This is a genomic window from Streptosporangium sp. G11, assembly GCF_051192615.1.
Lineage (GTDB): Bacteria > Actinomycetota > Actinomycetes > Streptosporangiales > Streptosporangiaceae > Streptosporangium.
In genome coordinates this window covers 62,231-87,869 of sequence record NZ_JBPJUQ010000036.1, presented here as the reverse complement: position 1 = coordinate 87,869, position 25,639 = coordinate 62,231, and the positions used below count along the sequence as shown (strand labels likewise).

Genomic DNA, 25,639 nt, shown 5'->3' with positions numbered 1-25,639 from the left:
CGAGGAACCTCCGTCGGCTCAAGGGGTGTCGGTCACTCCGGCCGCCACGACCCGGATGATCGCCCTGCCGGACGTCCTCAGGCCGGGCCCGCTCAGCGGGCCGGGACCGTCGCGCGCAGGAAGCTGATCAGCAGGTCCGTCACCTCGGCGGGCCGTTCCAGGTTGGGCAGGTGACCCGCCCAGGGCAGCTCGCGGTGACGGGCGTCGGCGAGCCGCTCCGGCAGCCGGGCGGCGATCTCCCGGAAGTCGGCCAGGTCGTGGCCGCCGAACAGGGCCAGACACGGGGCCTCGATCAGCGAAAGATCCACCTCCGCCTCGGCCGGCGCGTACTCCTCCTCCGCGGCCAGCTGCACGTCGAATGCGCGTCGCTGCATCCGGCGGACCCGCTCCCGAACCGCGTCGTCGGCCTCGGGGCCCAGCCAGGTCTCCACATTCAGGTCAACGGCCCCGGTGATGTCACCGGCCTCGATCAGCGCCTCCTCTCGTTCGGTGAAGGATCGCAGCACCTCCCCGGGCACGTGCCCGGGGAGAGCGGGGCAGAGCAGCACCAGGGCCGTGACGGCGTCCGGCCGGCGCGCGGCCACCTCCATGGCCACCTGCCCGCCGTAGGAGGCCCCCACCAGCGCCGCCCGCTCGATGCCGAGGCTCCCGAGCAGATCCACGACGTCCTCGGCGTCGCTGTACGGGCGGTCCGCCACCGGAGACTCGCCGAACCCACGGAAATCACAGCGGACCACCCGGTATCCGGCATCGAGCAGGGCCGGCCACTGTGGATCCCACATGCGCCGATCGCACACCCCGGAATGCAACAGCACCAGCGCGGGGCCGTCGCCGGCCACGTCATGGGAGAGCGTCATCCGGTAGACCTTAGGCGACCCCCCGTCCGGTGGCATGTCGATATCGCTCGGCCCGATCGATGACCTCCCACCCGCACCGGCTCGACGAGGTCCCGGCCGGAGTCAGGGACTCGTGAGGATGACGAGTCGCCGGGTCGCCCGGGTCATGGCGACGTAGCGATCGACCGCTCCCTCGATGCCCTCGCCGAACGCCTCCGGGTCGATGAGGACGACCAGGTCGAACTCGAGCCCCTTCGACAGCTCCGGGGTCAGCGACCGGACGCGGGACGTCGCCTGGAACGTGGGGTCGCCGATGACACAGGCGATCCCTTCGGCGTGCGTGGCGAGCCAGGTGTCGAGGATCGAGCCCAGATCCGAAGCGGATCCGTGTACGACGGGGACGTCGCCACCGCGGATGGAGGTGGGCACGTTGGCGTCGGGGAGCGCGGCCCGGATGACCGGCTCGGCCTCCGCCATGATCTCCCCCGGCGTCCGGTAGTTGACGCTCAGGGAGGCCAGGTCGATCCGGTCGAACCCGACCCGCTGGAGCCGTTCCCGCCACGACTCCGTGAACCCGTGTCTGGCCTGGGCGCGGTCCCCGACGATGGTGAAGCTCCGGGACGGGCAGCGGAGCAGCAGCATCTGCCACTCAGCGTCGGTCAGTTCCTGGGCCTCGTCCACGACGATGTGCGCGAACGGGCCGGCGAGCAGGTCCGGTTCGGTGCCGGACAGTGCGGCCTCGTCGACCAGGGCGTCCTTTATATCCTGTCCGTGCAACATCGTCACCGCCCCTTCACCGTCGTCATCGGCCTCGAGTAGAGCGTCGACGACCTTGGCCATCTGCTCGCGTTCGGCGGCGACGGAGGCCCTGTTCCGGCGCCTGCGCCGTGACGCCTCCGGGTCGCCGAGCCGCTGCCGTGCCGCGTCCAGGAGCGGCAGATCGGACACCGTCCAGGCCTGGGCGTCCGCGCGCCGCAGCCTCCGGACGTCGTCGGGGCCGAGCCAGGGGGCGCACAACCGCAGGTAGGCGGGTACCGACCACAGGTCTCCGACGAGGTCGGCCGCTTCGAGCAGCGGCCACGCGCGGTTGAAGGTCGTGAGCAGTTCCCTGTCCTGCAGCAGCGACTTGCGGAGCAGGTCGGGCGAGGCGTCGCTCTCGTCCTTGTCCACCAGGATCGTGAGCAGTTCCTCCCAGATCTGGTCGCGCGCCTCGTTGTGCGGGGTGCCGGGTTCCGCCGCCTCGAACGCCTCGGCCCAGTCGTCGGCGCTCAGCCGGATGTCGGACCAGTGGGTCGTGACCGTCATTCCCTTGGTGGGCGGGTTCTCGTAGAACCTGACGGCGGTCTCGATCGCCTTCACCAGGTTCGCGGACGATTTCAGGAGGGCCACGTCCGGGTCGGGCTCGATCGCCGCCGTGGCTCCCTCGGCGACGAGGTCGCGCAGGGTGCAGGTCCGCACGCCCTCCTCACCGAGGCTGGGGAGGACGTCGGCGACGTAGGCCAGGTAGGGCTGGTGCGGGCCGACGAACAGCACGCCGCCCCGGTGGTGGCCGAGGCGAGGGTCGGAGTAGAGGAGGTAAGCGGAGCGGTGCAGGGCGACGACGGTCTTGCCCGTGCCCGGACCGCCGTCGACGACGAGGGCGCCGCGAGATCCCGCGCGGATGATGGCGTCCTGGTCGGCCTGGATGGTGCTGAGCACGTCTCGCATCCGTGCCGACCGGTTGCCGCCCAGGCTGGCGATGAAGGCGGACTGGTCGTCGAGCGCGGCGTGCCCTTCGAACCCGTCCGAGGTGAACACCTCGTCCCAGTAGTCGCTGATCCGGCCGCGGGTCCAGCGATACCTGCGGCGGCTCGCCAGCCCCATCGGGTTGGCGTGGGTGGCTCCGAAGAACGGCTCGGCCGCGGGGGAGCGCCAGTCGAGCAGCAGCCGGCGGCCCTCGCTGTCGGTGAGGCCGAGCCGTCCGATGTACACGGGCTCGGGGTCGTCCGCGCCGACCATGTGTCCAAGGCACAGGTCCAGGCCGAAGCGGCGCAGCGCGCGCAGGCGAGCGGGCAGCCGGTGGATCTGCATGTCCCGGTCCATCGCCTGCCTGCCCAGGCCTCCGGGCGCCTTGCGCTCGGCGTCGAGGCGGCCGGACAGGTCGGCGATCGACCGCTCAAGACTCTGCGCGATGGCCGCGAAGTGCCGCTCGTCGCCGGCGATCAGCGCCGGGCCGGCCTTGGGGGAGAGGTGGGCGGGAAGGTCGAACGCGCTGGTGGTCAGGGGATTCACGTCAAGGGGGTCCACGTCATCGGCTCCGATCGGAGGAGGTGGACGAGGCGCTTTCCCGGCTCGGCGATCCCGCGTGGTCACGCGGGATCGGGCGGCCTTCCCTGCTGGTCGCGTCGAACGGCGGCGTCGCGGCCACCGCCGGCCCATCGGCGCGGATCGCGCCGGCCACGGCCCTCGCCCGTGCGCGGGTCCGGGGGGTCAGGGCCGCCTTGAGCGCGGCCGGCAGGGACTCGAAGCTCGGAGCTGGACCGTCGTGTGCCGCGCCGGCGCCCAGGCAGGCCGGCCGGTCGGCGAACCCCTCGTCCCGCGACGCGCGCACCCGCGCCTTCGCGCCGGGTTCCCGCAACCGCGCCGCGATTGCCACCGGCGGTTCGACGTCCCCTCGCGCCCCATACGTCGACAACAACACACGCACTTCGCGTCCCCCGTTTTTTCGTCCGTTCTGGCCTCGGCCGACGATTCTGGGGCATGACCAGGGTCTTGTGGCAAGCCCCCCGGTGCGCTATACGTTGAGAGTGGAAAGGAGTGAATACTCCCCTTTCCCCTAATCGTCCGCTGTGGACGAACCCCCTGGCGGCCCTCCGCGCGATGATTCGGACATGACGACTGCCGCGAGGTACGCCGAGTTCGCCGCGCGCGAGGCGCACGGCGTGTCGCCGACGTACGAGCGCTTGTCGCTCGCGGTCTCCCGCGACGACGAGGTGCTCGCCCTGCTCGGCACACTTCCACCGATCAAGCGGCAGCCGAACCTGCTGTTCGGCGTCGTACGGTTCCTCGGTGGCGCGGTCGAGGATCCGGCCGCGTTCCACGACTACACGGTGGCGAACTGGCCGGCGATCGAGGCGGAGATGCGCACCCGGGCCACGCAGACGAACGAGGCCGGGCGGTGTGCCGTACTGCTGCCGGTGCTCGCCGCGCTGCCACAGCCGCTCGCGCTGCTGGAGGTCGGCGCGTCCGCCGGGCTGTGCCTCTACCCCGACCGGTACGCCTACCGCTACGGCGAGCACGTGGTCGGCTCCGGCGAACCGGTCCTGGAGTGCGCGGCCATCGGAGTGGCGCCGCCGCCCGGCGTACCCGATGTGGTGTGGCGGGCCGGCCTGGATCTGAACCCGCTCGATGTGAGCGACTCCGCGGACCTCGCGTGGCTCGACGCCCTCATCTGGCCGGAGCACGCGCACCGCCGCGCCCGGCTGCGGGCCGCGGCGGCCGTCGCGGCGGCCGAGCCGCCGCTGCTCGTGCGCGGCGACCTGGTGGACGACCTGCCGGCGCTGGCCGCGCAGGCGCCGGCCGGCGCGACGCTGGTGGTTTTCCACACCTCGGTGATGTACCAGGTGCCCGCGCCGCGGCGGGAGGCGTTCACCGAGGTGGTACGCGGGCTGCCCGGGCACTGGATCGCGAACGAGAGCCCGGACGTCCTGCCCTACGACGCGCTGCCCTACGACGCGCTGCCCGAGCCGCCTGGCGGGGCGCCGCACGTCCTCGTGCTGGACGGGACGCCGCTCGCCTGGACCCGGTCGCACGGGCAGGCGATCATCTGGTTCGCGTGACCTTTCCGGACAGGTCGTGGAGGACCCTGTACGGCGGACACGCCAGGCCGTCCGAGGCGCCGGCGGCCGTGCGCGCCACCTACGTCGCCGAGGCGGAACCGGAAGTCGACACCCCTTGCGCCTGGGGCGTGACCAGGGCGTCGAGCGGGCCGGGGAACGCCTTGTCCATCTCGGCGCGGCGCGAGGCGCTCCAACGCCCCCGAGGAACGGCTCACCGGTTTCCCCCTTGAGGGCCCTTTGCTGGTCAAGGTGAATAACGGTACCTAAAAGATCATGCTCTTGATAGCCTGAGCTGCTATTTAGCAGGGGTACCGTTACCCAAATGACTCTTGACGCCCATTCATGTAACGCCTACGTTAACCGCATCGGGGAGTCGCTTAAAACGATTCAATTACCCAGAGGGGCATTATGAAGACCTCGCACCGCACGCTCGGAACGGCCGTCGCCGTTCTCGCGACGGCGGCTCTGGCCTCCTGCGGCTCAGGCTCCGCACCGGCCGCCGACGGCACCGTCACCCTGTCCTTCATGACGGGAAGCGACCAGGCGATCGTGGACACCTCCAAGGCGCTGGTCGACGCGTTCACGAAGGCCAACCCCACCATCAAGATCGACATGGAGCAGCAGCCGGGAGGGAGCGAGGGCGACAACGTCGTCAAGACCCGGCTGTCCACCGGCGAGATGACCGATGTCTTCTGGTACAACTCCGGTTCACTGCTGCAGGCGCTGAACCCGGCCCAGACCCTCGTCGACCTCACCGGAGACCCCGTCCTGGCAGGCGTCCAGGAGGACTACCTGCCGGTCGTGACGCAGCAGGCCAAGGTGTACGGCGTGCCGGCGACCACGCTCGCGGGTGGCGGCATCCTGTACAACCGCAAGGTCTACGACAGGCTCGGCCTGAAGGTGCCCACGACCTGGGCCGAGTTCACGGCCAACAACGAGAAGATCAAGGCGGACGGGATCACCCCGGTGATCACCACGTTCAAGGACACCTGGACCTCACAGATCTTCGTACTGGCCGACTACTACAACATCCAGGCGGCGGTGCCGAGCTTCGCCCAGGACTACACCGCGGGCACGGTGAAGTTCGCCGGCACACCGGCCGCGCTGGGCGGCTTCCAGCACCTCGCGGACGTGCACGCCAAGGGTTACGCCAACAAGGGCTTCGGCTCGGCCACCCTCGACCAGGGCCTGAAGATGCTGGTGGAGGGCAAGGGCGCCCACTACCCGATGCTCAGCACCCTGCTGCCGCCCCTGCTGGCCACCTACCCGCAGACAGCCACCGACGTCGGCTTCTTCGGCGTCCCCGGCGACGACCCCGCCAAGCACGGCGCGACGGTGTGGGAGCCCCCCGCGATCTACATCGCCAAGACCACCGAGCACCTGGACGCGGCCAAGAAGTTCCTGGCCTTCGTCGCCTCACCGGCCGGCGCCGACGCCGTGACCGCGGCCGTGCAACCGGCCGGCCCCTACCGCGTCAAGGGCGCCAAGCTTCCCGACGACGTCCTCCAGGTGGTCAAGGACCTGCAGACCTACATCGACAAGGGCGCCACCGCTCCGGCGCTGGAGTTCCTGTCGCCCATCAAGGGCCCCTCGCTGGAGCAGATCACCGTCGCCGTCGGCTCGGGGCTGACCCCGCCCGCCGAGGGTGCCGCCCAGTACGACAAGGACGTGGAGAAGCAGGCCAAGCAGCTGGGTCTCCCGGGGTGGTGACCACGCAGAACGCCGGGCCCCGCGAGGGGCCCGGCCCGGCCACCCGGCAACGGCACGCCCGCGCCGGCCGCGGGAGGCACCAGGCGGCCTACCCCCTGGCGCTGTACGTCCCGGCGGCCGTCGTGTACGTGGCGATCTTCCTCATCCCGACGGTGATGGCCTTCTACTTCGCGCTCACCCGGTGGACGCTGTTCGACAGCACCTTCATCGGACTGGACAACTTCCGGGACTTCCTGGCCGAGCAGAACCTGCGCGTCGGTTTTCAGAACACGCTCGTCTACGCGGTCGTCACCAGCGGCCTGAAGGTCGTGCTCGGGATGGCGCTCGGCGTGCTGCTCACCAGCAGGCTGCGGCTGCGCGGGTTCCTGCGCTCGGTCGTGTTCTTCCCGGTGCTGGTCTCCACGGTCGCCGTCGGCATCACCTTCAGCGCGCTGCTGCGGCCCGACACCGGCCTGGTCGACAGAGCCCTTGCAGTGGTCGGCGTCTCCGGGCCCGACTGGCTCGGCGACGCGACCACGGCGTTGCTGTCGGTCGCGCTGGTGGACGTCTGGAAGGGCGTCGGCCTGGCCACCGTCATCTACATCGCCGGCATCCTGTCCATCCCGCAGGAATACCACCAGGCGGTCGCCGTCGACGGCGGCAACGCCTGGCACCGCTTCCGGCACGTCACCCTGCCGCTGTCCTGGCCGGCCACTTACTCGGTGATCATCCTGTCGTTCATCGGGGGCTTGCGCTCGTTCGACCTGATCTGGACGATGACGCGCGGCGGACCCGGCTTCACCAGCGACGTCATCGCCTCGATCATCTACAAGCAGTACCAGGCGGGCTTCTTCGGCCTGTCCACCGCGGGCAACGTGCTGCTGTTCGTCGTCGTCACCGTCATCGTCGTCCCGCTCAACTACTACCTCGGCAAGAAACAGGTCGCCCTATGAGCCCTATGAGAGCGTTCAAAAGGGCGGGGGCCGAGGGCCTCGCCCTGGTCCTGGCGACAGTGATCTTCCTGGTGCCATTCTCGTTCATGCTGCTGACCGCGTTCAAGGACGACGTGCAGTCGGCCGACCTGGACTTCGCCTGGCCGACCAACTGGCCGATCGTGGCGAACCTCATCGAGGTCATCGAGGCGCGCGACTACGTGCTGCTGCGCGCCTACGTCAACAGCACGATCGTCACCGTCGCCTCGGTCGCGCTCATCGTGATCGCCGCCGCGATGGCGGCGTTCGTCCTGCAACGCCGCGCCGGAAAGGTCAGCGCGGTGGCCGGCTTCCTGGTGCTGTCCGGGCTCATCATCCCGCCGGCGATCGTGCCGACCATCTGGCTGCTGCAGGCGATCGGCCTGTTCAAGACGCTCCCCGGGCTGATCCTGGTGGAGGTCGCCTTCGGCCTGGCGTACGCCATGCTGCTGTTTCGCGCGTTCATCGCGGCCATTCCCCGGGAACTGGACCAGGCCGCCATGATCGACGGCTGCGGCGGCTTCACGCTCTTCTTCCGCGTGATCTTCCCCCTGCTCCGGCCGGTCACGATCACCGTGATCCTCACCCAGTCGGTGGCCATCTTCAACGACTTCGTCAACCCGCTGTACTTCCTGCCGGGCGACGACAACGCCACCGTGCAGGTCACCCTCTACAACTTCCAGAACCAGTACAGCACCCAGTGGAACCTGCTGTTCATGGACATCGTGCTCATCACGATCCCCCCGCTGTTGCTCTTCGTCTTCTTCAACCGCAAGATCGTCGCCGGCATGACCGCCGGCGCCCTCAAGGGATGACATGACCTTCCTGAACGTCGAACCGGTCACCTTCGAACATCACCGCATCCCTGTGGGCATCGGGGAACCCGCACCCAGGCTGTCCTGGATCATCCGTACCGACATTCCCGGCTGGTCGCAGCGCGCGTACGAGATCGAGACCAGCGACGGCACCGCCACCGGTCTCGTCGAGTCGGGAGAGTCGGTGCTCCTGCCGTGGCCGGGGGCGGCCCTGAGGTCTCGCGAACGGCGCGCCGCGCGGGTACGAGTCCACGGCCGCGACGGCTCGGCCGGAGACTGGAGCCCGTGGTCGTGGGCCGAGGCCGGACTGCTCGATCCGGCCGAGTGGCGGGCGGGCGCGGCGGCGCCACCCCGTGAGCTGCTGGGCGACCCTGACGGCCCGGCGCCGCTGCTCCGTCTCGGCTTCGCGCTGCGCGCGCCCGTCGCCTCGGCCCGCCTGTACGTCAGTGCCCACGGCCTGTACGACATCGAGATCAACAGCGCCCCCGTCGGCGACGACGTGCTGGCGCCCGGGTGGACCAGCTACCACCACCGTTTGCGCTACCGCACCCACGACGTGACCGAGCTGCTGGGCGAGGGCGGCAACGCCATCGGCGCGACGCTGGCCGACGGCTGGTTCCGGGGCAGGCTCGGCTTCGGCGGCGGCAGGTCCGCCCTCTACGGTGACCGCACCGCCCTGATCGCCCAGCTGGAGATCACCTACGACGACGGCGGCACCGACGTGGTGGTCACCGACGGAAACTGGCGCTGCGCGCCCGGCCCGGTCACCGCGGCCGGACTCTACGACGGCGAGTCCCACGACGCGCGCCTGCTGCCGGACGGGTGGTCGCGGCCGGGCTTCGACGACTCCGGATGGCTGAGCGCCGATGTTCTCGACCACGACCCGGCGCTGCTGGTCGCCCCGACCGGGCCGCCGGTGCGCCGGATCGAGACCCTCTCCCCGGTGGAGGTGCTCACCGGTCCCGACGGGGAGACCATCCTCGACTTCGGCCAGAACGTCGCCGGCCGGCTGCGCATCCGCGTCCAGGGCCCGGCCGGGCACACCGTCTCGCTGCGACACGCCGAGGTCCTCGACGGCGGCGCCCTGGCGCTGCGACCGCTGCGCGGCGCCGCCGCGCACGACCGCTACACCCTGCGCGGCGGCGGAACGGAGGAATGGGAGCCGCGCTTCACCGTCCACGGCTTCCGCTACGCCCAGGTCGACGACTGGCCGGGAGAACTGCGTCCCGGCGACGTCGTCGCGGTCGTCTGCCACACCGACATGCGCCGCACCGGCGACTTCACCTGTTCGGCCCCCCTGCTGAACCGCCTGCACGAGAACGTGGCGTGGAGCATGCGCGGCAACTTCGTGGACCTGCCCACCGACTGCCCGCAGCGCGACGAGCGCCTCGGCTGGACCGGCGACATCCAGGTCTTCGGCCCCAGCGCCGCCTTCCTGTACGACTGCGCCGGCCCGCTGACCTCCTGGCTGGCCGACCTGAGCGCCGAGCACGGCCAATACGGCACGGTCCCCGTCTTCGTGCCCTGGATCGCGCTCGAACCGTTCACCGAGGCACTGCCGACGGCCGCCTGGGGCGACGCGGCGGTCGTGGTGCCGTGGACGATCCACCGGCGTACCGGCGACCTCGGCCTGCTGCGCGCGCAGTATCCGAGCATGACCGCCTGGGTGGACCAGGTCGCGGAGCTGGCGGGGGAGAGGTTCCTGTGGGACACCGGACCCCAGCTCGGCGACTGGCTCGACCCCACCGCGCCCCCCGAGCGGCCCTTCGAGGCGCAGACCGATCCGGGCCTGGTCGCGACCGCCTACCTGGCACACTCCGCGCATCTGGTCGCCGAGACCGCCCACCTGCTGGGCGACGCCGGCGACGCCACCCGCTATCGGGAACTGGCCGGGCGGGTCAGGGCCGCCTTCGACACCGCGTACGCGACCCTCGAAGGCAAGGTGGCCGGCGACTCGCAGACCGCCTACGCCCTCGCCCTGCGGTTCGGGCTGCTCGACGGCGCGGAACGCCGCGCGCACGCCGGGGAACGCCTGACCGAGCTCGTCCGCTCAGGCGGCCATCGCATCGGCACGGGATTCGTCGGGACGCCGCTGATCTGCGACGCGCTCACCGACGCCGGAGCCGTGGACGACGCCTACCGGCTGCTGCTGCAGACCGAATGCCCCTCCTGGCTGTACGCGGTGACGATGGGCGCCACCACGATCTGGGAGCGGTGGGACAGCATGCTGGCCGACGGCTCCGTCAACGCGGGCGAGATGACCTCGTTCAACCACTACGCCCTGGGCGCGGTCGCCGACTGGATGCACCGCACCGTCGCCGGCCTGGCCCCGGCCGCCCCGGGCTACCGCCGGATCCTGGTGCGGCCCCGCCCCGGCGGGGGCCTCACCGGCGCCCGCGCCCACCACGACACCCCCTACGGGCGGGCCGAGGTGAGCTGGGAACGAACCGGCGACCGGCTCACGCTGGTGGTCGTCGTGCCCGCGAACACCACGGCCGCCGTCCACCTGCCCGCCGACCCCGGTCACGCCATCGAGATCGGCGCGGGGCGGCACGTCTTTCACGGCGCCTGCGAGGAGGCGGCGCGATGACCCGCCACCACGACCTCCCCCGCGACGGGCTCACCCCGCGATCCGCGGCGCGCGTGCCGGCCTCGACGCCGGCGGCCACCGGACGGGCCCGGGCCTCGCCGGGGACATCACCGATCTCGCACCCGTGACGGCCCCGCACATATCATCCACGGTGACAGGGACGGCATCGCGCCCGTCTCGCATACCCGCCTCGACCACCACGACGGCGCCGCGGAAGTGGACGTCCTTCCCGGAGCCGGCCACGGATGGGGCACCGTCTCGCATCGCGCCCGGCCGCGCCGGACCACCCCCACCCCCCGAGAGCACCTGGAGCCGGCCGACGATGATCATCGATGAGCTTGTGGCCAAGCTGGACCTGGAGACCAAGACCCGGATCCTGGCCGGCCAGGACACCTGGTCCCTGCCCGCCGTGCCGGAGATCGGGCTGTCCTCGCTGGTCGTCTCGGACGGTCCCATCGGCGTGCGCGGAACCGAGTGGCGGGGAGCGGACTCCTCCGTCGCGCTGCCGAGCCCCACGGCGATGGCCGCCACCTGGGACGTCCGCCTCGTTCGCCGGGCCGGGAACCTGCTGGCCGCCGAGGCGCGGCGCAAGGGCGTCCACGTCCTGCTCGCGCCCACCGTCAACCTGCACCGCAGCCCGCTCGGCGGGCGTCACTTCGAGTGCCTGTCCGAGGATCCGCTGCTCACCGGGGAGATCGGGGCCGCCTACGTCACCGGTGTCCAGGAGGGCGGCGTCGGCGTCACGGTCAAGCACTTCGTGGCCAACGACTCCGAGACCGACCGGATGAGCGTCAACGTCCTGGTCGGCGAGCGGGCGCTGCGCGAGCTCTATCTGGCCCCCTTCGAGCACATCGTCAAGAAGGCCACCCCGTACGGCGTCATGGCCGCCTACAACAGCGTCAACGGTCCGACGATGACCGAGCACGACGCGCTGCAGAACGGCGTGCTCCGTGGCGAGTGGGGCTTCGACGGCGTCATCGTCTCGGACTGGTTCGCCGCCCGGCACACCGCGCGGGCGGCGCTCGGCGGCCTCGACGTGGCGATGCCGGGCCCGCGCACGGTGTACGGCGACGCGCTGGCGGCGGCCGTGCGAAACGGGAAGGTGGCCGAGGCCGTCGTCGACGAGCACGTCCGGCGGGTGCTGACCCTGGCCGCCCGCGTGGGGGCGCTCGGCGAACCGGCCGTGAGGACCTTCGACGAGGTGGACGGCCGGGCGCTGGCCAGGGAGCTGGCGGCGCGCTCGGCGGTCCTGCTCCGCAACGACGGCGTCCTGCCGGTGCCGCCCGCGACGACGATCGCGCTGATCGGGGGCCTGGCCAGAGACGCGCGGGTCATGGGCGGCGGCAGCGCGCAGGTCTACCCCGAGCACGCCGTCTCCCCGCTGGAAGGACTGCTGGCGGCGGGCGCGCGGGTGACCTACGCGCGTGGCGCGGACCCGAGCGCCCGCTTCCAGCCGGCGAGGGACGGCTTCGCGCTGACCGCGATCGTCCGGGACGCCGGCGGCGACGTCCTCGCCGAGTTCCCCCTCCCGGACGGCGTGATCATGTGGATGGGGCAGCTGCCCGCCGGGCTGGACGCCGCCCGCGTCCACTCCGTGGAGATCACCGGGACGTTCACGGCGCCCGCCCCGGGCACTCACTCGTTCGGCGTGGAGGGTGCGGGAACCTATCGGCTCACCGTGGACGGCGCGACGCTCTTCGACGGCGACATCCCCCTGGCCGACACGTCCGACCCGGTCGGCGGCATCTTCCTGCCGCCGCAGCGCGAGCACGCCGTGGACCTGGTGGCCGGCCGGCGGGTCACCGTCAGCCTGCTGCACACCGCTCCGCCGCTCCTGGGCGGGGGAGTGTTTCCCGCGGTCGTCTTCGCCCTCGGCCACCGCGCCCCCGAGGCCGCCGGCGACCCCGAGGCCCTGCTGGCGCAGGCGGTGTCGGCCGCCACCGCGGCCGACGTGGCCGTCGTGGTGGTGGGCACCTCCAAGGAGGTGGAGAGCGAGAGCTTCGACCGCTCCTCCCTGCGCCTGCCCGGACGCCAGGACGAGCTCGTCGCCCGGGTGGCCGCGGCGAACCCGCGCACCGTGGTCGTCGTGAACGCCGGAGCGCCGGTCGAGATGCCGTGGCGTGATGAGGTGGCGGCGATCCTGCTGACGTGGTTCCCCGGCCAGGAGGGCGGCCACGCGCTGGCCGACGTGCTCCTCGGCCACGCCGAGCCCGGCGGACGCCTGCCCACGACGTGGCCGGTCGTTCTGGAGGACTGCCCGGTCGTGGACGTCACACCCGAGGCCGGCACGCTGCCGTACGAGGAGGGGATCTTCATCGGCTACCGGGGCTGGGAACGGTCGGTCCTCGCCCCGGCCTTCGCGTTCGGCTCGGGGCAGGGGTACACGAGCTGGGCCTACGAGGAGGCGCGGCGCGACGGTGACCGGGTGACGGTCCGGCTGCGCAACACCGGCGACCGGGCAGGGCGCGAGGTGGTCCAGGTCTACCTGCGTCCCGTGGCAGAGGACGCCGACCGGCCCAGACGCTGGCTGGCCGGCTTCGCGGTGGCCGAGGCGGCTCCCGGCGCGACGGCCGAGGCGGTGATCGAGATTCCCGGGCGGGCCTACGAGAGCTGGACCGACCAGGGCTGGCGCCGGATCCCCGGCGAGCACGCGATCGAGGTATCGCACTCCCTGGACGACGTCCGGCTCGTGATCGAGTAGATCCCGGCGTCAACGGGTGCGGGCCCCGGCCGGTCGGCCGGGGCCCGTTCGCCTATCTCCTGGCCGAGGTGAAGGTGAAGTCTCCCGAGGGGACGGTGTAGATCGCGTAACCCGCTTCGGCCCGTACGTGGGTGGCCCGGGCGGGAGCCTGCGCGCTCCAGCCGCCGGCGACGGGCAGCCGCACCTCGGCGGTGGTGTTCGAGGGAACGGTGACCTTCAGCTCGAACCGCCGATCGGACTTCGTCCACGAGCTGCGCGCCTCGCCGTGCGGCGTCCTGTAGCTTCCCTGGGCATAGCGGAGGTCACCCACGGGCTTGGGCTGGAAGACCAGCGCGCCGTAGGCCGTGCCGCCCTCGGCCATCCGGATTCCGGCGACGTCGGCGTGGAACCACTCCTCGATCTGGGCGAGGATCATGTGGTTCTTCGAGTCGCCTCTCGTCCACCGCTCGCCCATCGTGGTCATGCCGTTCGGGTTGGCCGGGGTGGACTCCATGAAGTACCCGTAGCCGGGCTGGTCGTTCTGCTGCAGGACCTCCCACAGGACGTCGTCGCGGTCACCCCGCGCCAAGGCCCTGATGATGGGGGCCAGCCCGATGGTGCCTCCGCTGAGGTGCGGGCCCTCACCGTTGGGGTGGAAGGCGCGGACGAGTTCGACGAGGGCGTCCAGGACGCCGGGCCGCCTTCCCTCGGGGACCAGATCGGCGTCGAGCGCCAGCGCCTGGGCCGTTTGCGTGGCGCCCTCGGTTCCGGCGTCGCCGCTGGCGGTGTAGCGTCCGAGCGTCTCGTTGAAGAAGGCGTCGTTGAAGGCCTGTTTGATGTCCGCGGCCAGTCGCCGGTAGGTCTGGGCGTCCGCCGCGTGGCCCGTGCGTTCGGCCATGACCGCCATTTTGCCGATCATGACGTAGTAGCCCCAGGTGCCGGTGATGCGACCCGACGTCTGGTCGGCGGCCACCCAGTCGGCCAGCGCAGCGTTGACGATGTGCGCGTCGGGACCGGTGCCGACCTTCTCCCGCCGGATGTAGTCGACGTACCTGACCATCTGGTCGTAGTACGTCGCCATCGTCTGGGTGTCCCCGTACAGCTCGTACAGGAACGACGGGATCAAGACGATCGCGTTGCCCCAGTTGATCTCGTCGCCGAAGCGGCCCGAGTAACCCCAGTCGTAGACCGGGGTCTTCAGCGCGACGTTGCCGGCCATGGGGGTGTCGGCGATCGACTGGCCCTCCACGAGATGGCGCATGGTGGTGCGCATGTAGGCGGCGAGTTCGAAGTCGCGGTGGATGGATCCCATCGGCATGGTGTAGTCGGCGGGGTAGGAGAGCTTCTCGCGTCCCGGGCAGTCGGTGAAGACGGACATGATGTTGCTCGCGAAGGAGTAGCGGGCCATCGTGTGGATGCGGTTGACGCGCTCGTTCGAGCTGCGGAACCCGCCCGCGATGGGGGTGTCGGCCTGCAGGCGCAGGCCGGTGAGGAGCTCGCGCGTGGGCGTGTATCCCGGCGGCAGGCCCGTCACCTGGACCCACTGCATGCCGAAGTAGGTGAAGCTCGGGTGCCAGGACTCGCCCTGACGCGCCCCGGAGGCCGTGTAGGTGGTGAAGAGGTCGGTTCCGCGAGAACCGCCGCCTCCCATGAGGGAGGCCTGGTCCACGGTCCCGTCGGGCCGCAGGGATTCTGCCAGGGCCAGCTTGACCGTCGTGCCGGCGGGGACCTGGCCCAGGCGCAGCTCCGGCCAGCCGACGAAGTTCTGGCCGAAGTCGAAGACCCAGGTGCCGGGGACCGGATTGGTGACGGACACCGGCGTCAGCTCCTCCTGGACGGTGATGGGCTCCGCCGTCCTGGACACCAGCTTGGTCGCGAGGTTGGGCGGCGGGGCGATGCCCGCGGCGGTCCAGCCCATCGCGGAGCCGTCCCGCCGCTTCGCGGCCGGGCTCAGGTCCGAGCGAGGCTCGTTCCAGCCGGGCTGCTCGCGCCGGGCGTCATAGTCGGATCCGGAGTACCAGGCATCGGTGACCAGCGGCCCCAGGGCGGTCCGCCACGACCGGTCGGTGACGATCACGTCGCTGCTGCCATCCGCGTAACCGATCTCCAGGCGGCCGATGAGGCGCGGTGTCACCGCCGCGCCGGCGGACGGGTCGCTGGCGGCGATGTTGTTGCCCGAGCCGGTGACCCGCGCCCCCGCGGCGTGGGCGCCGGAGAGGCCGGGGGTGAAGGTGATCCCGGTGCCGTCGGCCCCGGCCGTGCCGATCTCGGTGATCACGCGGGATTCGAGCCGTTCGCCGCCGTCTCCGGTGTCGATGTTGACGGTCCCGCCGACGTGGTACCCGGTGACGCCGTCCAGCTTGACGTTGGTCGTCCCGGCCGGGGCGCCGGCGGCCAGCGTCCCGCTGCCCTTCAGCTGGCTCTGCCACCAGGAGTAGGGCGCGTTCCGGCCCACCGCGGGGTTGGTGACGCTACGGCGCACGTAGGCGGGCCCGTTGCCGAGCTCCACGCCGATGGTGTTGTCGCCGTCGCGCACGGCGCGGGTGACGTCGTAGGTCCGGTACTCCGCGGAGAGCTGGTAGTTGGAGTTGCCCGGGGCCAGCACCTCGTCGGTCAGCTCCCTGCCGTTCACGGTGGCGTGGTGCAACCCGACACCGGAGAGGTAGAGGCGCGCGTCGGTGACCTTCTTGCCGCGCGGCACGCGGAACTGGCGGGCGAAGACGGGCAGGGGTTGTGTCTCGGCCCGCTCCGGGTGGTCGATCCATCGGGCGTCGCCCCAGTCGCTCTGCCGCAGTCCCATGGACCACGTGGCCGGTCGCGACCACTGCGACGGCCGCCGCTCGGCGTCCCACACCCGCACCCGCCAGGCGACCGTGCCGCGCGAGGCGAGGGCGCCGCCGAAGACCACGCTCTGCCGCGAGCCCGTGACCCGGCCCGTCGTCCAGAGCAGGGAACCCGCCTCCAGCTTCTTGGTGTTCTCGGCCGCCTGGACCTCATAGGCGGTCTGCCTGTCGCCCGGGCAGGGGATCTTCGCGGATTGACGGTGGCAGGGGTGAGACTTCGCCCGCGGAAGCTCGGCCATCCGCCAGCCGAGGGTGGGACGCGGATCGTCGAGGCCCAGGGGGGAGTCGTAGCGCCCGTCGACGCTCAGATCGGTGACCTCGACGGCGCCCGCCCGGTTGAGCGCGGTGGCGGCCAGGCCGGGAGTGGCCGACCACGCCGACCACGGCACCGCCAGGGCTGCTGCCATCACTGCGTGTATCCAACGCTTGCCGAACGACACGGGTTGCTCCTTTTCGGCCATGAGGGGGTGCTGGGAAGCGGGAGTCGAAAGACGGCGCTCCGGAACCGCGATCACGCGGGCCGGGCGCGCGACCGGTCGCGACGGGCCGGGAAGGCGTCTTCGGGGATCGGTGTCGTGGCGCCGGCCGCCCGCCGGGCCGTCGTGGCGATGATCGGGGGTGTCGGGCGTAGACGCGGTCGTGAGGACTTCACAACGCCGCTCCAGGGGGTTTTGAAACGTTTTAACACAACCTCGATGTCGTTAACGTAGGCGTTACCGGGCCGGGCGTCAAGGTCGATTCCGGCAACGATCCCCGACTCTCCATGCATGTCAGAGGAGGCGAAGGCAAAGGCAAAAGGGTAACGTTACCCATACGGGTATCGCGCTGACCTCGTACAATCGGGGGACACCTCCCGGAAGGAGTTCGATGGTCGCGCGCAATGGACGCCGCCGAGTGACGATCGCCGATGTGGCCAGCCACGCCCAGGTCTCCACCACGGCGGTCTCAAAGGTGATCCGCAACGCCGGCGGGGTCGGCCCGGCCGCGAAACACCGGATCCAGACCGCCATCGAGGAGCTGGGCTACCGGCCGCAGGCCACCGCCCGGGGGATGCGCGGGCGCACCTTCACGATCGGCATGGTGCTGCCGCACATCAGGAACCCGTTCTTCGCCGACATCCTCGACGGCCTCTGCGAGCAACTCGACGGCACCGGCTATCAGCCGATCATGGTTCAGGGCGGCGTCACCCGCAAAGCCGAGAGGCAGGCGGTCGACGCGCTGGTGGACCGGCAGGTGGACGGCATCATCATGGTCGCCCCCCTCGCCTCGAAGACGCGGATGGAGGAGGTGGCGCAGGAGACGCCGACCGTGGTGCTGGCGCGGCACGAGAGATCGACGGCCTACGACTCGGTCTTCGACGACGACGACACCGGCGCCGAAGCGGTCGTCAACCACCTGATCGAGCTCGGGCACCGCCGGATCGCCCACATCACCCACCAGGACAACAGCATCGCGCAGCCCGACGACCTGCTGCACATCATCAGGGCCGAGACCTACAAGCGCGTCATGCGCGAGCACGGCCTGGGCGACGAGATCGCCATCGCGACCGCCTTCTACCACGAGAAGGGCGGCTACGACGGGGCACGCGAGCTGCTGAGCCGCTCCCCGCGTCCAACGGCGATCTTCGCCGGCGCCGACCAGGCGGCGATCGGCGCACTGGCCGCGGTCCACGAGGCCGGCCTGTCGGTTCCCGGCGACGTCTCGATCGCCGGCTACGACAACACGCTCCTCGCGGCCCTGCCCAACATCGCGCTGACCAGCGTCGACCAGGACGGGGCCGTCATGGGGCGCACGGCGGGACGGCTGCTGCTGGAACGCGTCGAAGGACGCATGTCGGCGGTGCGCTTCTCCGTGACGCCGAGGCTGGTCACTCGCCGCTCGACGGCCCCGCCCCCCGGCGACCTCTGACGGTCCGGGCGTCGCGGGAGCCGCCGCGCACGCCCGGACCCCGGCCCTCGCCGCCGTCGACGTCGTCTGGTCCACCCGCTTCGAGGGAACCGGGCACTAGTCGAAGAACTGCCAGATGCTGAACCTTCGCACGTAGAGGGGGGTGGAGTCCCGGCCGAGCACCCGGATCCGCCTGATGCGGGTCTCCTGGTTCATCGTGACCTTCACGCACTTCAGGCAGGCCTTGTGGAATCCCGGCAGGGCGTAGTAGGAGATGGACGCGGCGCGGTGCCCCAGTCCCCGGTCGGAGAGTCCCAGCCCCACCTCCCGGTAGATGCGTCTCGACCCCTTCAGGTTGAACGCGGTGGAGCCGATGATCGCGTGATTCGATTTCGGAGGGCAGTGCACGAATATCCGGACATGGCTGGCCTGGCGGGGCCACAGGGGGAGGACACGGAGCGACGGGACCTTTTTCAACGCCGGGGGGATGGTGTTCCTGCCGCCCAGCGGAGGCAGCGAAACCGTGTGGTCGGTCCTGGTCGTGAGGGTCGCGGTCGCGGTTGCGGTCGCATTGGTGGTCGCGGTGGCGACGGGGGTGGGAGTCGCGGTGGCGACGGGAGCCGCAGTGGCGACGGGGGTGGGAGTCGCGGTCGCATTGGTGGTCGCGGTGGCGATGGGGGTGGGAGCGGGCGGGACGGTCGGCCGGGGCGGGGTGCTCGGGGCCGCCGTCAAAGTGGTGGCCACTGCGATGCGTATGACGAGACGCATACGTTCCTCCTGCCGGACGCCCGGGTCGCTGTACGGTCGTTACGTGACATGGGGGTCGGTGGAGGGAGACCTGCCTGGGACGACCTGGATGAGGGCATCGCGTGCGCATCCTGACCGGGTCGATCGTCTCGATTATGTCGGTTGTGGTGCACCGCGGAGGGAGCCACGCTGGTACGGGCCCGGTCGTGGCCACCCGCGGGTGCGGTCCCCGGCGCCGTGGCCGGTTGGGCCTGATTCGCCGTGACGGACATCGGGGATCAGGGCCTCCCCCTGAATGGTCGTCCACGATGGAGCGCGTGGGGGAGGGGAGACCGTGTTGACCGGCTTCCACCTGGGCGAACTCCTCGAACTCCCCGCCGGTGACCAGGAAATCGGGCAGATCAACGCCATCCCCGACCACGTCGGCACCTGCGGTCTCCACCGCGGGGCCATAACGATTCGTCGAGATGAGGTAGCGCTCGGCAACGTTGGGCCGATAAGTCCTTGGATGCCGATGGTGCCGGAGGGCTGCTCCGCAGTCCGATGTCGCCACCCGATGTTCAGGCGCGGTGCCGCGAGGTCAGGAGCAGCGGGTGGACCGACAGGGCGAGCAGCGGCCCACGCCGCCCCAGCCGGGTGGCCACGGTCTGTCGCCCGGACATGTCGCCGCGGCCCAGGACGGTGCGCGCGGCTGGGCGCGCCAGGCGGCCGCCCTGTCCGCGCAGGGGCTGGGATGGGCGACGCCGCGGGCGCTGCTGGCGGGTCTGTGCGCCGGTGCGCTGGCTCCGCTGGCCGTGGTCGCGCCGGGGCCGGCGGTGCTGCTGGCCGGGATGAGCGTGGTCGGGTCGGTCGGGGCGAACCTGCTGTCCGATGTCATCGGCGCCTCCCTGATCGCCGCCCGCGCCAGAACGCGAGACGGTGCGCAGGCCGCCGCCCAGCCTCCCGGCGGCCCGCCCGGCGCCGCCGGTGATACGGCTTTCGCCGCTGATCTGGCTGGACGCGTGGAGCAGGTGGAGCGGGAGCTGGCCGCCCGCTTGGAGGAGATCCTGCAAGCCGGTGGCGCTCGCGCCGAGACGCTGGCGGAGACGCTGGCCGTGGTGCTGAGCGAACTCCAGGCCACGCAGGTGGTGATCGGCGAAGCGATCGCCCACGGTGACGCCCTGCTGCTGGAGGAGATGGTGGCGGGGTTCGCCGAGCTCGGCCGGCAGACGGCGGTGCTGGCGCCGATGCTGGGGCGGCTGGACGCGGCGGCCGGCCGGCTTCAGCGGAGCCTGTACCGGCAGGACGCCGAGCACCGCTTCGACCGCACGCAGCGCCAACGGCAAGAAGCCCTGCTGGTGGCCATGCGCGAGCAGCTGAGCGAGAAGTTGAGCGCCCTGGAGCGCCGCCTCCCCGCCCTGCCGGGCCCGTCATCGGACACCGGGGCCGGCGACCCGGTGTGGACGGACGGCTGCCCGTATCAAGGGCTGGCGCCGTTCGGCCCGGCCCAGGCGGGCGTGTTCTACGGGCGGGGCCAGGCCACCGCCCGGCTGGCGGCGATGGTCACCGCCCACCTGGGCGGCGAGGGGCTGATCGTGGTGACCGGGGCGTCGGGGGCGGGCAAGTCCTCGCTGCTGCACGCCGGGCTGCTGCCCGCCCTGGCGGCCACGCCCCCGGACGATCCCGGTGGCGGGGCGTCCTGGCCGCAGGTGACCTTCACCCCGGGGGCGCGGCCGCTGCAGGAGCTGGCGGTGCAGCTGGCGGTGCGATGCGGCGCCGATCCCGACGCCGTGCTGGCGGAACTGCGCGACGATCCGGCCCGGGCCAGGACGCGGGCTCGGCAGATCCTGGCCGCCGAGGCGATCCGCCGCTACCAGCACGGCGCGACCGGTGCGGGCCCGAGACGGCTGGTCATGGTCGTCGACCAGTTCGAGGAGCTGTTCACCCTGGGCCCCGGCGACCAGGCCGAGGAGGCCGAGGCGTTCGTGACCGCGCTGGAGGCGGTCGCCACCGGGACGGGTCCGGTGGGCACCGGCGCGCGAGACGCGGGCCCGCGCGGTACCGGTCATCCGTGCAACGGTCGCTCCGGCGAGGAACCGGCCGCCGTGGTGGTGCTGGCGGTGCGTGGCGACTTCGTCGACCGGTGCGCCGCCCACCCGGCGCTGGCGCGGGCGCTGGAGGAGCGGGTGTTCGTGCTGAGCCCGATGAGCCGGCAGGAGTTACAGCGAGCGATCACCGGCCCGGCCGCGGCGGCCGGGCTGAGCGTGGAGGACGGCCTGGCCGAGCAGGTGGTGCGTGAACTGGCAGGCCACCCCCAAGTCCCGGGCGCGGGGCCAGGTGCCGGCGTGGTGGGGGCGTTGCCGTTGCTGTCGATGGCGATGGCGCGCACCTGGCACAACCGGGAAGGCGGGCGGCTGACCCGGCAGGGGTATGACCGCTCCGGTGGCGTCGCCTCCGCCGTCCAGGACGCCGCGGAAGACACCTACACCGCTTTCAGCCCCCGCCAGCGGGAGATCGCCAAACGCGTCATCGTGGCATTGACGCTCACCGCCGCCGACGGGCAGGTCACCCGGCGCCGCGCCCACTGGGGCGAGCTGGCCGCCCTGTGCGAGCCCGAGCCCCCCGAGCCGGCCCGCCAGGTCGTCGAGGCCTTCGCCGCGGCCCGGCTGATGGTCATCGGCCCTCCCGCTCCGGCCGGGGCGCCGGACACCACCATCGCGGATGCCGCCGGCGAGGCGCTCCCCGACGCTCCGGCGACGCTCTCGGCCTTGACCGCGGCCGGTACGGTCGAACTCGCCCACGACGTCCTGGTGACCGTATGGCCGCGCCTGCGCTCCTGGATGGCCGAGGACCAGGCCGACCGCGTCCTGCACGGGGAGATCCTGCAGGACGCCGCCGAATGGGACGACGCCGGCCGTGACACCTCCTTCCTCTACCGCGGGATCCGGCTGGAGGCCGCCCGCGGTGCCGTCGCGCGCTGGCACGCCGACCCCGGCCGCTACCTCGGCCTTACCGGTTCCGCGGACGCCTTCCTCGACGCCGGGGTCCGCGCCGCGACCCGCACCCGGCGCCGCTGGCAGGCCGTGTTCTCGATGCTGGCCGGGCTGCTGGTGGTCGCGATCATCACGGCGGTGGTCGCCGTGCGCTTCGGCCAGGACGCCGAGCGGCAACGAACCTTGGCAGAGGGGCAGCGCGCCGATCTCCTCTCCCGCCAGACGGCCGTCTACAGCCAGTCCCTCCCCGGGGATCCGGTGACCTCGGCGCGACTCGCCGCGGCGGCGTGGGCGATCTCCCGGACCGACGACGCGCGGGCGAGCATGGCCGACCTGCTCAGCCGGTCCGCACGCGCCGTCCTGACCGGTCACGACGGTGCGGTGCGCTCGGTGGCCTTCAGCCGGGACGGCTCGCGTCTGGCCTCGGCGGGGCAGGACGGGACGGTGCGTCTGTGGGACGTGGCCACTCACGATCAGGTCGGTGGCCCGCTGGTCGGCCACGACGGCCCGGTGCGCTCGGTGGCCTTCAGCCGGGACAGCTCGCGTCTGGCTTCGGGGGGAGAGGACGGGACGGTGCGTCTGTGGAACGTGGCCACTCATGAACAGGCCGGCGCTTCGCTGACCGGCCACGGCGATCTGGTGGCTTCGGTGGTGTTCAGTCCGGACGGCTCGCGTCTGGCCTCGGCGGGATACGACGGGACGGTGCGTCTGTGGGACGTGGCCACTCACGATCAGGTCGGTGGCCCGCTGACCGGCCACGACGGTCCGGTGTGGTCGCTGGCCTTCAACGCGGACGGATCGCGCCTGGCCTCGGGGGGAGACGACTCGACGGTGCGGATCTGGGACACGGCCGCCCGCAAGCAGTCCGGTGCGACCCTGCGAACCGGCAGTCGCGGCGCGGTGTGGTCGGTGGCCTTCAGCCGGGACGGCTCACGCCTGGCCTCGGGGAAAGCCGGGGGGGCGATACGGATCTGGGACGCGGTCACCCGTGAACAGTCCGGCGCGCCGCTGCCCGGCCACGACTCCTCGGTGTGGTCGCTGGTCTTCGGCGCGGACGGCTCGCGCCTGGTCTCGGCGCGAGATGACGGGACGATACGGATCTGGGACCTGGCCACCCGTAAACAGTCCGGCGGCCCGCTGCCCGGCCACGACGGTGATGTGTGGTCGGTGGCCTCCAGCGCGGACGGCTCGCGCCTGGCCTCGGCGGGAACCGACGGGACGATACGGATCTGGGACGTGGTCACCCATCAACAGTCCGGCCGCCCGCTGACCGGCTACGACGGCATGGTGGCCTCGCTGGCCTTCAGCGCGGACGGCTCGCGCCTGGCCTCGGCTGGACAGGACGGAAGGATACGGATCTGGGACGCGGCCACTCACGAACAGGTCGGCGTCCCGCTGACCGGTCATGACGGTGAGGTGAACTTGAACTCGGTGGCCTTCGGCGCGGACGGATCGCGTCTGGCCTCGGGGGGAACCGACGGGACGATACGGATCTGGGACCTCACCACCCGCAAGCAGGCCGGCGTCTCGCTGACCGGTCATGACGGCGCGGTGAACTCGGTGGCCTTCGGCGCGGACGGATCGCGTCTGGCCTCGGGGGGAGCCGACGGGACGATACGGATCTGGGACCCGGCCACCCGCAAGCAGATCGGTGCCTCGCTGACGGGTCATGACGGCGCGGTGAACTCGGTGGTCTTCGGCCGGGACGGTTCGCGCTTGGCCTCGGCGGGGCAGGACGGGACGGTACGGATCTGGGACCTCACCACCCGCAAGCAGGCCGGTGCCTCGTTGACCGGTCATGACGGTGAGGTGTGGTCGGTGGTTTTCGGCCGGGACGGTTCGCGTCTGGCCTCGGCGGGGCAGGACGGGACGGTGCGGATCTGGGACCTGGCCGCTCACAAACAGGCCGGTGCCTCGCTGACCGGCCACGACGGCGCGGCGAACTCGGTGGCCTTCAGCCCGGACGGCTCGCGCCTGGCCTCGGCGGGAGACGACGGGACGGTACGGATCTGGGACGCGACCACTCACAAGCAGACCGGTGCCTCGCTGAACGGCCACGATGTCGAGGTGTGGTCGGTGGCCTTCAGCCCGGACGGCTCACGCGTGGCCTCAGGCACCTACCGGACGGTGCGTTTGTGGGATGTGGGGTTGCCGCCCGATCTCCCGCGAGCGGTCTGTGGCGTCGCGCACCGAGGATTCACCCCTCAGGAATGGCAGCGGTACTTCCCCGGCGAGCTGTATCGACGAAGTTGCCCACCCGCCCGGTAGGAATGCGTGGTACCGCGTCATCCGGGGGACGGTGTCGTGGTCGCCGCCGACTGGAAGAAGCGCTCGCGTGCGCCTCTCGACCAGGGCGCGGCGCTGATCCGCGAGGCGCTCGCGCGATCGGGGGCGTCGTGTGCGGCCGATGGCGCGAGTCTTGCCGGCACCCCTTGATGCACTAACTCTATCTATATAGAGTTTTGTCATGACGCGTGAGAGACGTCCGTCGGCGCAGACCAGGAAGGTGCTGCTCGCCCTGGCCGAGGCCCCCGCCGTCTGGCGGTACGGCTACGAGTTGTGCCAGGTGCTCGGCCTCAAGGCCGGATCGATGTACCCGATCCTGATGCGCCTGGCGGATCGGGGTCTGCTGGAGACCACGTGGGAGAGCGAGGCCCCGCCCGGGCGGCCGCCGCGCCACCTCTACCGGTTGACCGGCCCCGGCCGGGTGCTCGCGGCCGAGCTCGCCGCCGAGCCCGGGCAGGGCGTCTTGGTGACGAGGTGGGCGTGATGACGAAGGTCTTCAACGTCGCGATGTTCCTGACGCCGATGGCCGTCGCGCTGTGGATGCTGTGGCGCAACCGGCCGGGGGCCGGGCTCGACGGGCCGGGGCGGCTGGTCGCCGTGGCCGCCGCCGTGCTGCCGGCCGAACGGCGCGACTGGGGCCGGGCGATGAGCGCCGAGCTGGCGCATATCGCCGAGCCGGGAGCACGTCGGCGCTTCGCGCTCGGCTGCGTGGCGGCCACGCTGTCCTCGCCGCACATCGCCCGCGGCCGGGTGCCGTTCGCCGTGGCGGCGGCCGCGGCCGGAGTGGCGGCCGGGTACGCCCTGCCGGGGTTGCGCGTCTTCGCGGTGACGTTCGCGGTTCTCGCCGGTGTGGTCGCCCTGGTGACCCGCCCGCCGGCGGGTGCGGGTGCGGGTGCGGTGGTCACGCTGGCAGGGGTCGTCGGGTGCGTCTGTCTCGCCGCGTACGCGCTGGCCGCCTACCGTATTCCGGCGGGCGAGATGACCGTCACGGCGTCGGTGCAGTTCGCGGTGGCCCTGGCGGTGAGCCTGTGGGCGGGGCTGCTGCCGCCCCCGAGCCGGCTCGTGGCGGGGGCCGCCCTGTCGCTGGCCGTGGTCTTCACGCTGGCCGTCCTCGGGTACGCCGACACCTCCAACGGCGGACTGCCGCTCTACGTCCTGCTCGCCCCCGCCGTGGTCTTCGCCGTCGCCGCGCTGGTCGCCGCGCGCGCCAGATCGTTCGGCGCGGGAGTGCGAGCCGCGCTCTCGGCCGTGGTGTACGGCGGGCTGCTGGTGTTCGCGATCGGACTGCCTCTGTCACTGCACCTGCACCGGTACGGCGACCTGGTCTTCGCGATCGACGAGGGCGTCAGGATCGGCGAGAACCTCACCAACGCCATCGTCGTCCTGGCCCTGCTCCCGCTGTGGAGCCTCCCGTTCGGTGTCTTCGGTGCCGCCACCGGCCGCCGCCTGCACCGGACGTGAGAGGCCGGCCCCACCGGACACACGCGAGTCCTGACACCACGCCA

The 25,639-nt window shown here is 71.8% G+C and carries 15 protein-coding genes; 10 read left to right on the top strand and 5 right to left on the bottom strand.

All coding sequences use genetic code 11. The annotated features are described in order from the left end of the window. Positions 1-92: 92 nt before the first annotated feature. The 3 genes from ACSDR0_RS28770 to ACSDR0_RS28760 form a co-directional block, all read right to left on the bottom strand. A complete protein-coding gene (locus tag ACSDR0_RS28770; protein ID WP_435292024.1) occupies positions 93-857 on the bottom strand; it encodes an alpha/beta fold hydrolase in 765 nt (254 codons plus the stop codon). A gap of 102 nt (positions 858-959) precedes the next feature. Continuing rightward, positions 960-3,107, bottom strand: coding sequence for an RNA polymerase recycling motor ATPase HelR (gene helR / locus ACSDR0_RS28765; RefSeq protein ID WP_435292039.1), 2,148 nt, complete (start codon positions 3,105-3,107; stop codon positions 960-962). A gap of 16 nt (positions 3,108-3,123) precedes the next feature. Further along, positions 3,124-3,471: a hypothetical protein gene (locus ACSDR0_RS28760; RefSeq protein ID WP_435292023.1), complete on the bottom strand. Its 348-nt coding sequence runs from the start codon at positions 3,469-3,471 to the stop codon at positions 3,124-3,126. A gap of 235 nt (positions 3,472-3,706) precedes the next feature. Between ACSDR0_RS28760 and ACSDR0_RS28755 the strand changes: the two genes are divergently transcribed. The 6 genes from ACSDR0_RS28755 (at position 3,707) to ACSDR0_RS28730 (ending at position 13,420) form a co-directional block, all read left to right on the top strand. Further along, the gene (locus tag ACSDR0_RS28755) at positions 3,707-4,654 is read left to right on the top strand and encodes a DUF2332 domain-containing protein (RefSeq protein WP_435292022.1); all 948 of its coding nucleotides are present in this window, start codon (positions 3,707-3,709) and stop codon (positions 4,652-4,654) included. Between the two features lie 408 nt (positions 4,655-5,062). Further along, positions 5,063-6,364 carry an ABC transporter substrate-binding protein gene (locus ACSDR0_RS28750; protein ID WP_435292021.1) on the top strand — a complete coding sequence of 434 codons (1,302 nt, stop codon included), beginning with the start codon at positions 5,063-5,065 and terminating at the stop codon, positions 6,362-6,364. After that, positions 6,361-7,296 carry a carbohydrate ABC transporter permease gene (locus tag ACSDR0_RS28745; protein ID WP_435292020.1) on the top strand — a complete coding sequence of 312 codons (936 nt, stop codon included), beginning with the start codon at positions 6,361-6,363 and terminating at the stop codon, positions 7,294-7,296. Before ACSDR0_RS28750 ends, ACSDR0_RS28745 begins: the two co-directional genes overlap by 4 nt. 5 nt (positions 7,297-7,301) lie before the next feature. Continuing rightward, positions 7,302-8,129 carry a carbohydrate ABC transporter permease gene (locus ACSDR0_RS28740; RefSeq protein WP_435292019.1) on the top strand — a complete coding sequence of 276 codons (828 nt, stop codon included), beginning with the start codon at positions 7,302-7,304 and terminating at the stop codon, positions 8,127-8,129. 1 nt (position 8,130) lies between these two features. Then, on the top strand, positions 8,131-10,719 hold the full coding sequence (locus tag ACSDR0_RS28735) for a glycoside hydrolase family 78 protein (RefSeq protein WP_435292018.1): 2,589 nt from the start codon (positions 8,131-8,133) through the stop codon (positions 10,717-10,719). A gap of 322 nt (positions 10,720-11,041) precedes the next feature. Then, positions 11,042-13,420, top strand: coding sequence for a glycoside hydrolase family 3 protein (locus tag ACSDR0_RS28730; RefSeq protein WP_435292017.1), 2,379 nt, complete (start codon positions 11,042-11,044; stop codon positions 13,418-13,420). A 52-nt stretch (positions 13,421-13,472) separates the two neighbouring features. Here the strand turns inward: ACSDR0_RS28730 and ACSDR0_RS28725 are convergent, their stop codons facing one another. After that, positions 13,473-16,649, bottom strand: a complete 3,177-nt coding sequence (locus ACSDR0_RS28725; RefSeq protein WP_435292016.1) for a family 78 glycoside hydrolase catalytic domain — start codon at positions 16,647-16,649, stop codon at positions 13,473-13,475. A 460-nt stretch (positions 16,650-17,109) separates the two neighbouring features. On the opposite strand from ACSDR0_RS28725, the gene ACSDR0_RS28720 reads away from it, so the two are divergent. Then, entirely contained in the window at positions 17,110-18,150 is a 1,041-nt protein-coding gene (locus ACSDR0_RS28720) for a LacI family DNA-binding transcriptional regulator (protein ID WP_435292015.1), read from the top strand. Positions 18,151-18,246: 96 nt separating this feature from the next. On the opposite strand, the gene ACSDR0_RS28715 is transcribed toward ACSDR0_RS28720, so the two are convergent. Then, positions 18,247-18,897 (bottom strand): hypothetical protein, encoded by a 651-nt coding sequence (locus ACSDR0_RS28715; RefSeq protein WP_435292014.1) that lies wholly within the window; start codon positions 18,895-18,897, stop codon positions 18,247-18,249. Between the two features lie 572 nt (positions 18,898-19,469). Here ACSDR0_RS28715 and ACSDR0_RS28710 point away from each other — a divergent pair. The 3 genes from ACSDR0_RS28710 (at position 19,470) to ACSDR0_RS28700 (ending at position 25,595) form a co-directional block, all read left to right on the top strand. Then, positions 19,470-24,116, top strand: a complete 4,647-nt coding sequence (locus ACSDR0_RS28710; protein WP_435292013.1) for an nSTAND1 domain-containing NTPase — start codon at positions 19,470-19,472, stop codon at positions 24,114-24,116. A gap of 199 nt (positions 24,117-24,315) precedes the next feature. Then, a complete protein-coding gene (locus tag ACSDR0_RS28705; protein ID WP_435292012.1) occupies positions 24,316-24,618 on the top strand; it encodes a PadR family transcriptional regulator in 303 nt (100 codons plus the stop codon). Continuing rightward, positions 24,618-25,595, top strand: coding sequence for a hypothetical protein (locus ACSDR0_RS28700; protein WP_435292011.1), 978 nt, complete (start codon positions 24,618-24,620; stop codon positions 25,593-25,595). Before ACSDR0_RS28705 ends, ACSDR0_RS28700 begins: the two co-directional genes overlap by 1 nt. The last annotated feature ends 44 nt before the right edge of the window (positions 25,596-25,639 follow it).

What these genes read in the sequence shown, in the direction of transcription:
- ACSDR0_RS28740 (WP_435292019.1), top strand. Translation starts at nt 7,302, where the DNA reads ATGAGAGCGTTCAAAAGGGCGGGGGCCGAGGGCCTCGCCCTGGTCCTG.
- ACSDR0_RS28715 (WP_435292014.1), bottom strand. Translation starts at nt 18,897, where the DNA reads ATGCGTCTCGTCATACGCATCGCAGTGGCCACCACTTTGACGGCGGCC.
- ACSDR0_RS28730 (WP_435292017.1), top strand. Translation starts at nt 11,042, where the DNA reads ATGATCATCGATGAGCTTGTGGCCAAGCTGGACCTGGAGACCAAGACC.
- ACSDR0_RS28735 (WP_435292018.1), top strand. Translation starts at nt 8,131, where the DNA reads ATGACCTTCCTGAACGTCGAACCGGTCACCTTCGAACATCACCGCATC.
- ACSDR0_RS28700 (WP_435292011.1), top strand. Translation starts at nt 24,618, where the DNA reads ATGACGAAGGTCTTCAACGTCGCGATGTTCCTGACGCCGATGGCCGTC.
- ACSDR0_RS28755 (WP_435292022.1), top strand. Translation starts at nt 3,707, where the DNA reads ATGACGACTGCCGCGAGGTACGCCGAGTTCGCCGCGCGCGAGGCGCAC.
- ACSDR0_RS28720 (WP_435292015.1), top strand. Translation starts at nt 17,110, where the DNA reads ATGGTCGCGCGCAATGGACGCCGCCGAGTGACGATCGCCGATGTGGCC.
- ACSDR0_RS28705 (WP_435292012.1), top strand. Translation starts at nt 24,316, where the DNA reads ATGACGCGTGAGAGACGTCCGTCGGCGCAGACCAGGAAGGTGCTGCTC.
- ACSDR0_RS28770 (WP_435292024.1), bottom strand. Translation starts at nt 857, where the DNA reads ATGACGCTCTCCCATGACGTGGCCGGCGACGGCCCCGCGCTGGTGCTG.
- ACSDR0_RS28750 (WP_435292021.1), top strand. Translation starts at nt 5,063, where the DNA reads ATGAAGACCTCGCACCGCACGCTCGGAACGGCCGTCGCCGTTCTCGCG.
- ACSDR0_RS28725 (WP_435292016.1), bottom strand. Translation starts at nt 16,649, where the DNA reads ATGGCAGCAGCCCTGGCGGTGCCGTGGTCGGCGTGGTCGGCCACTCCC.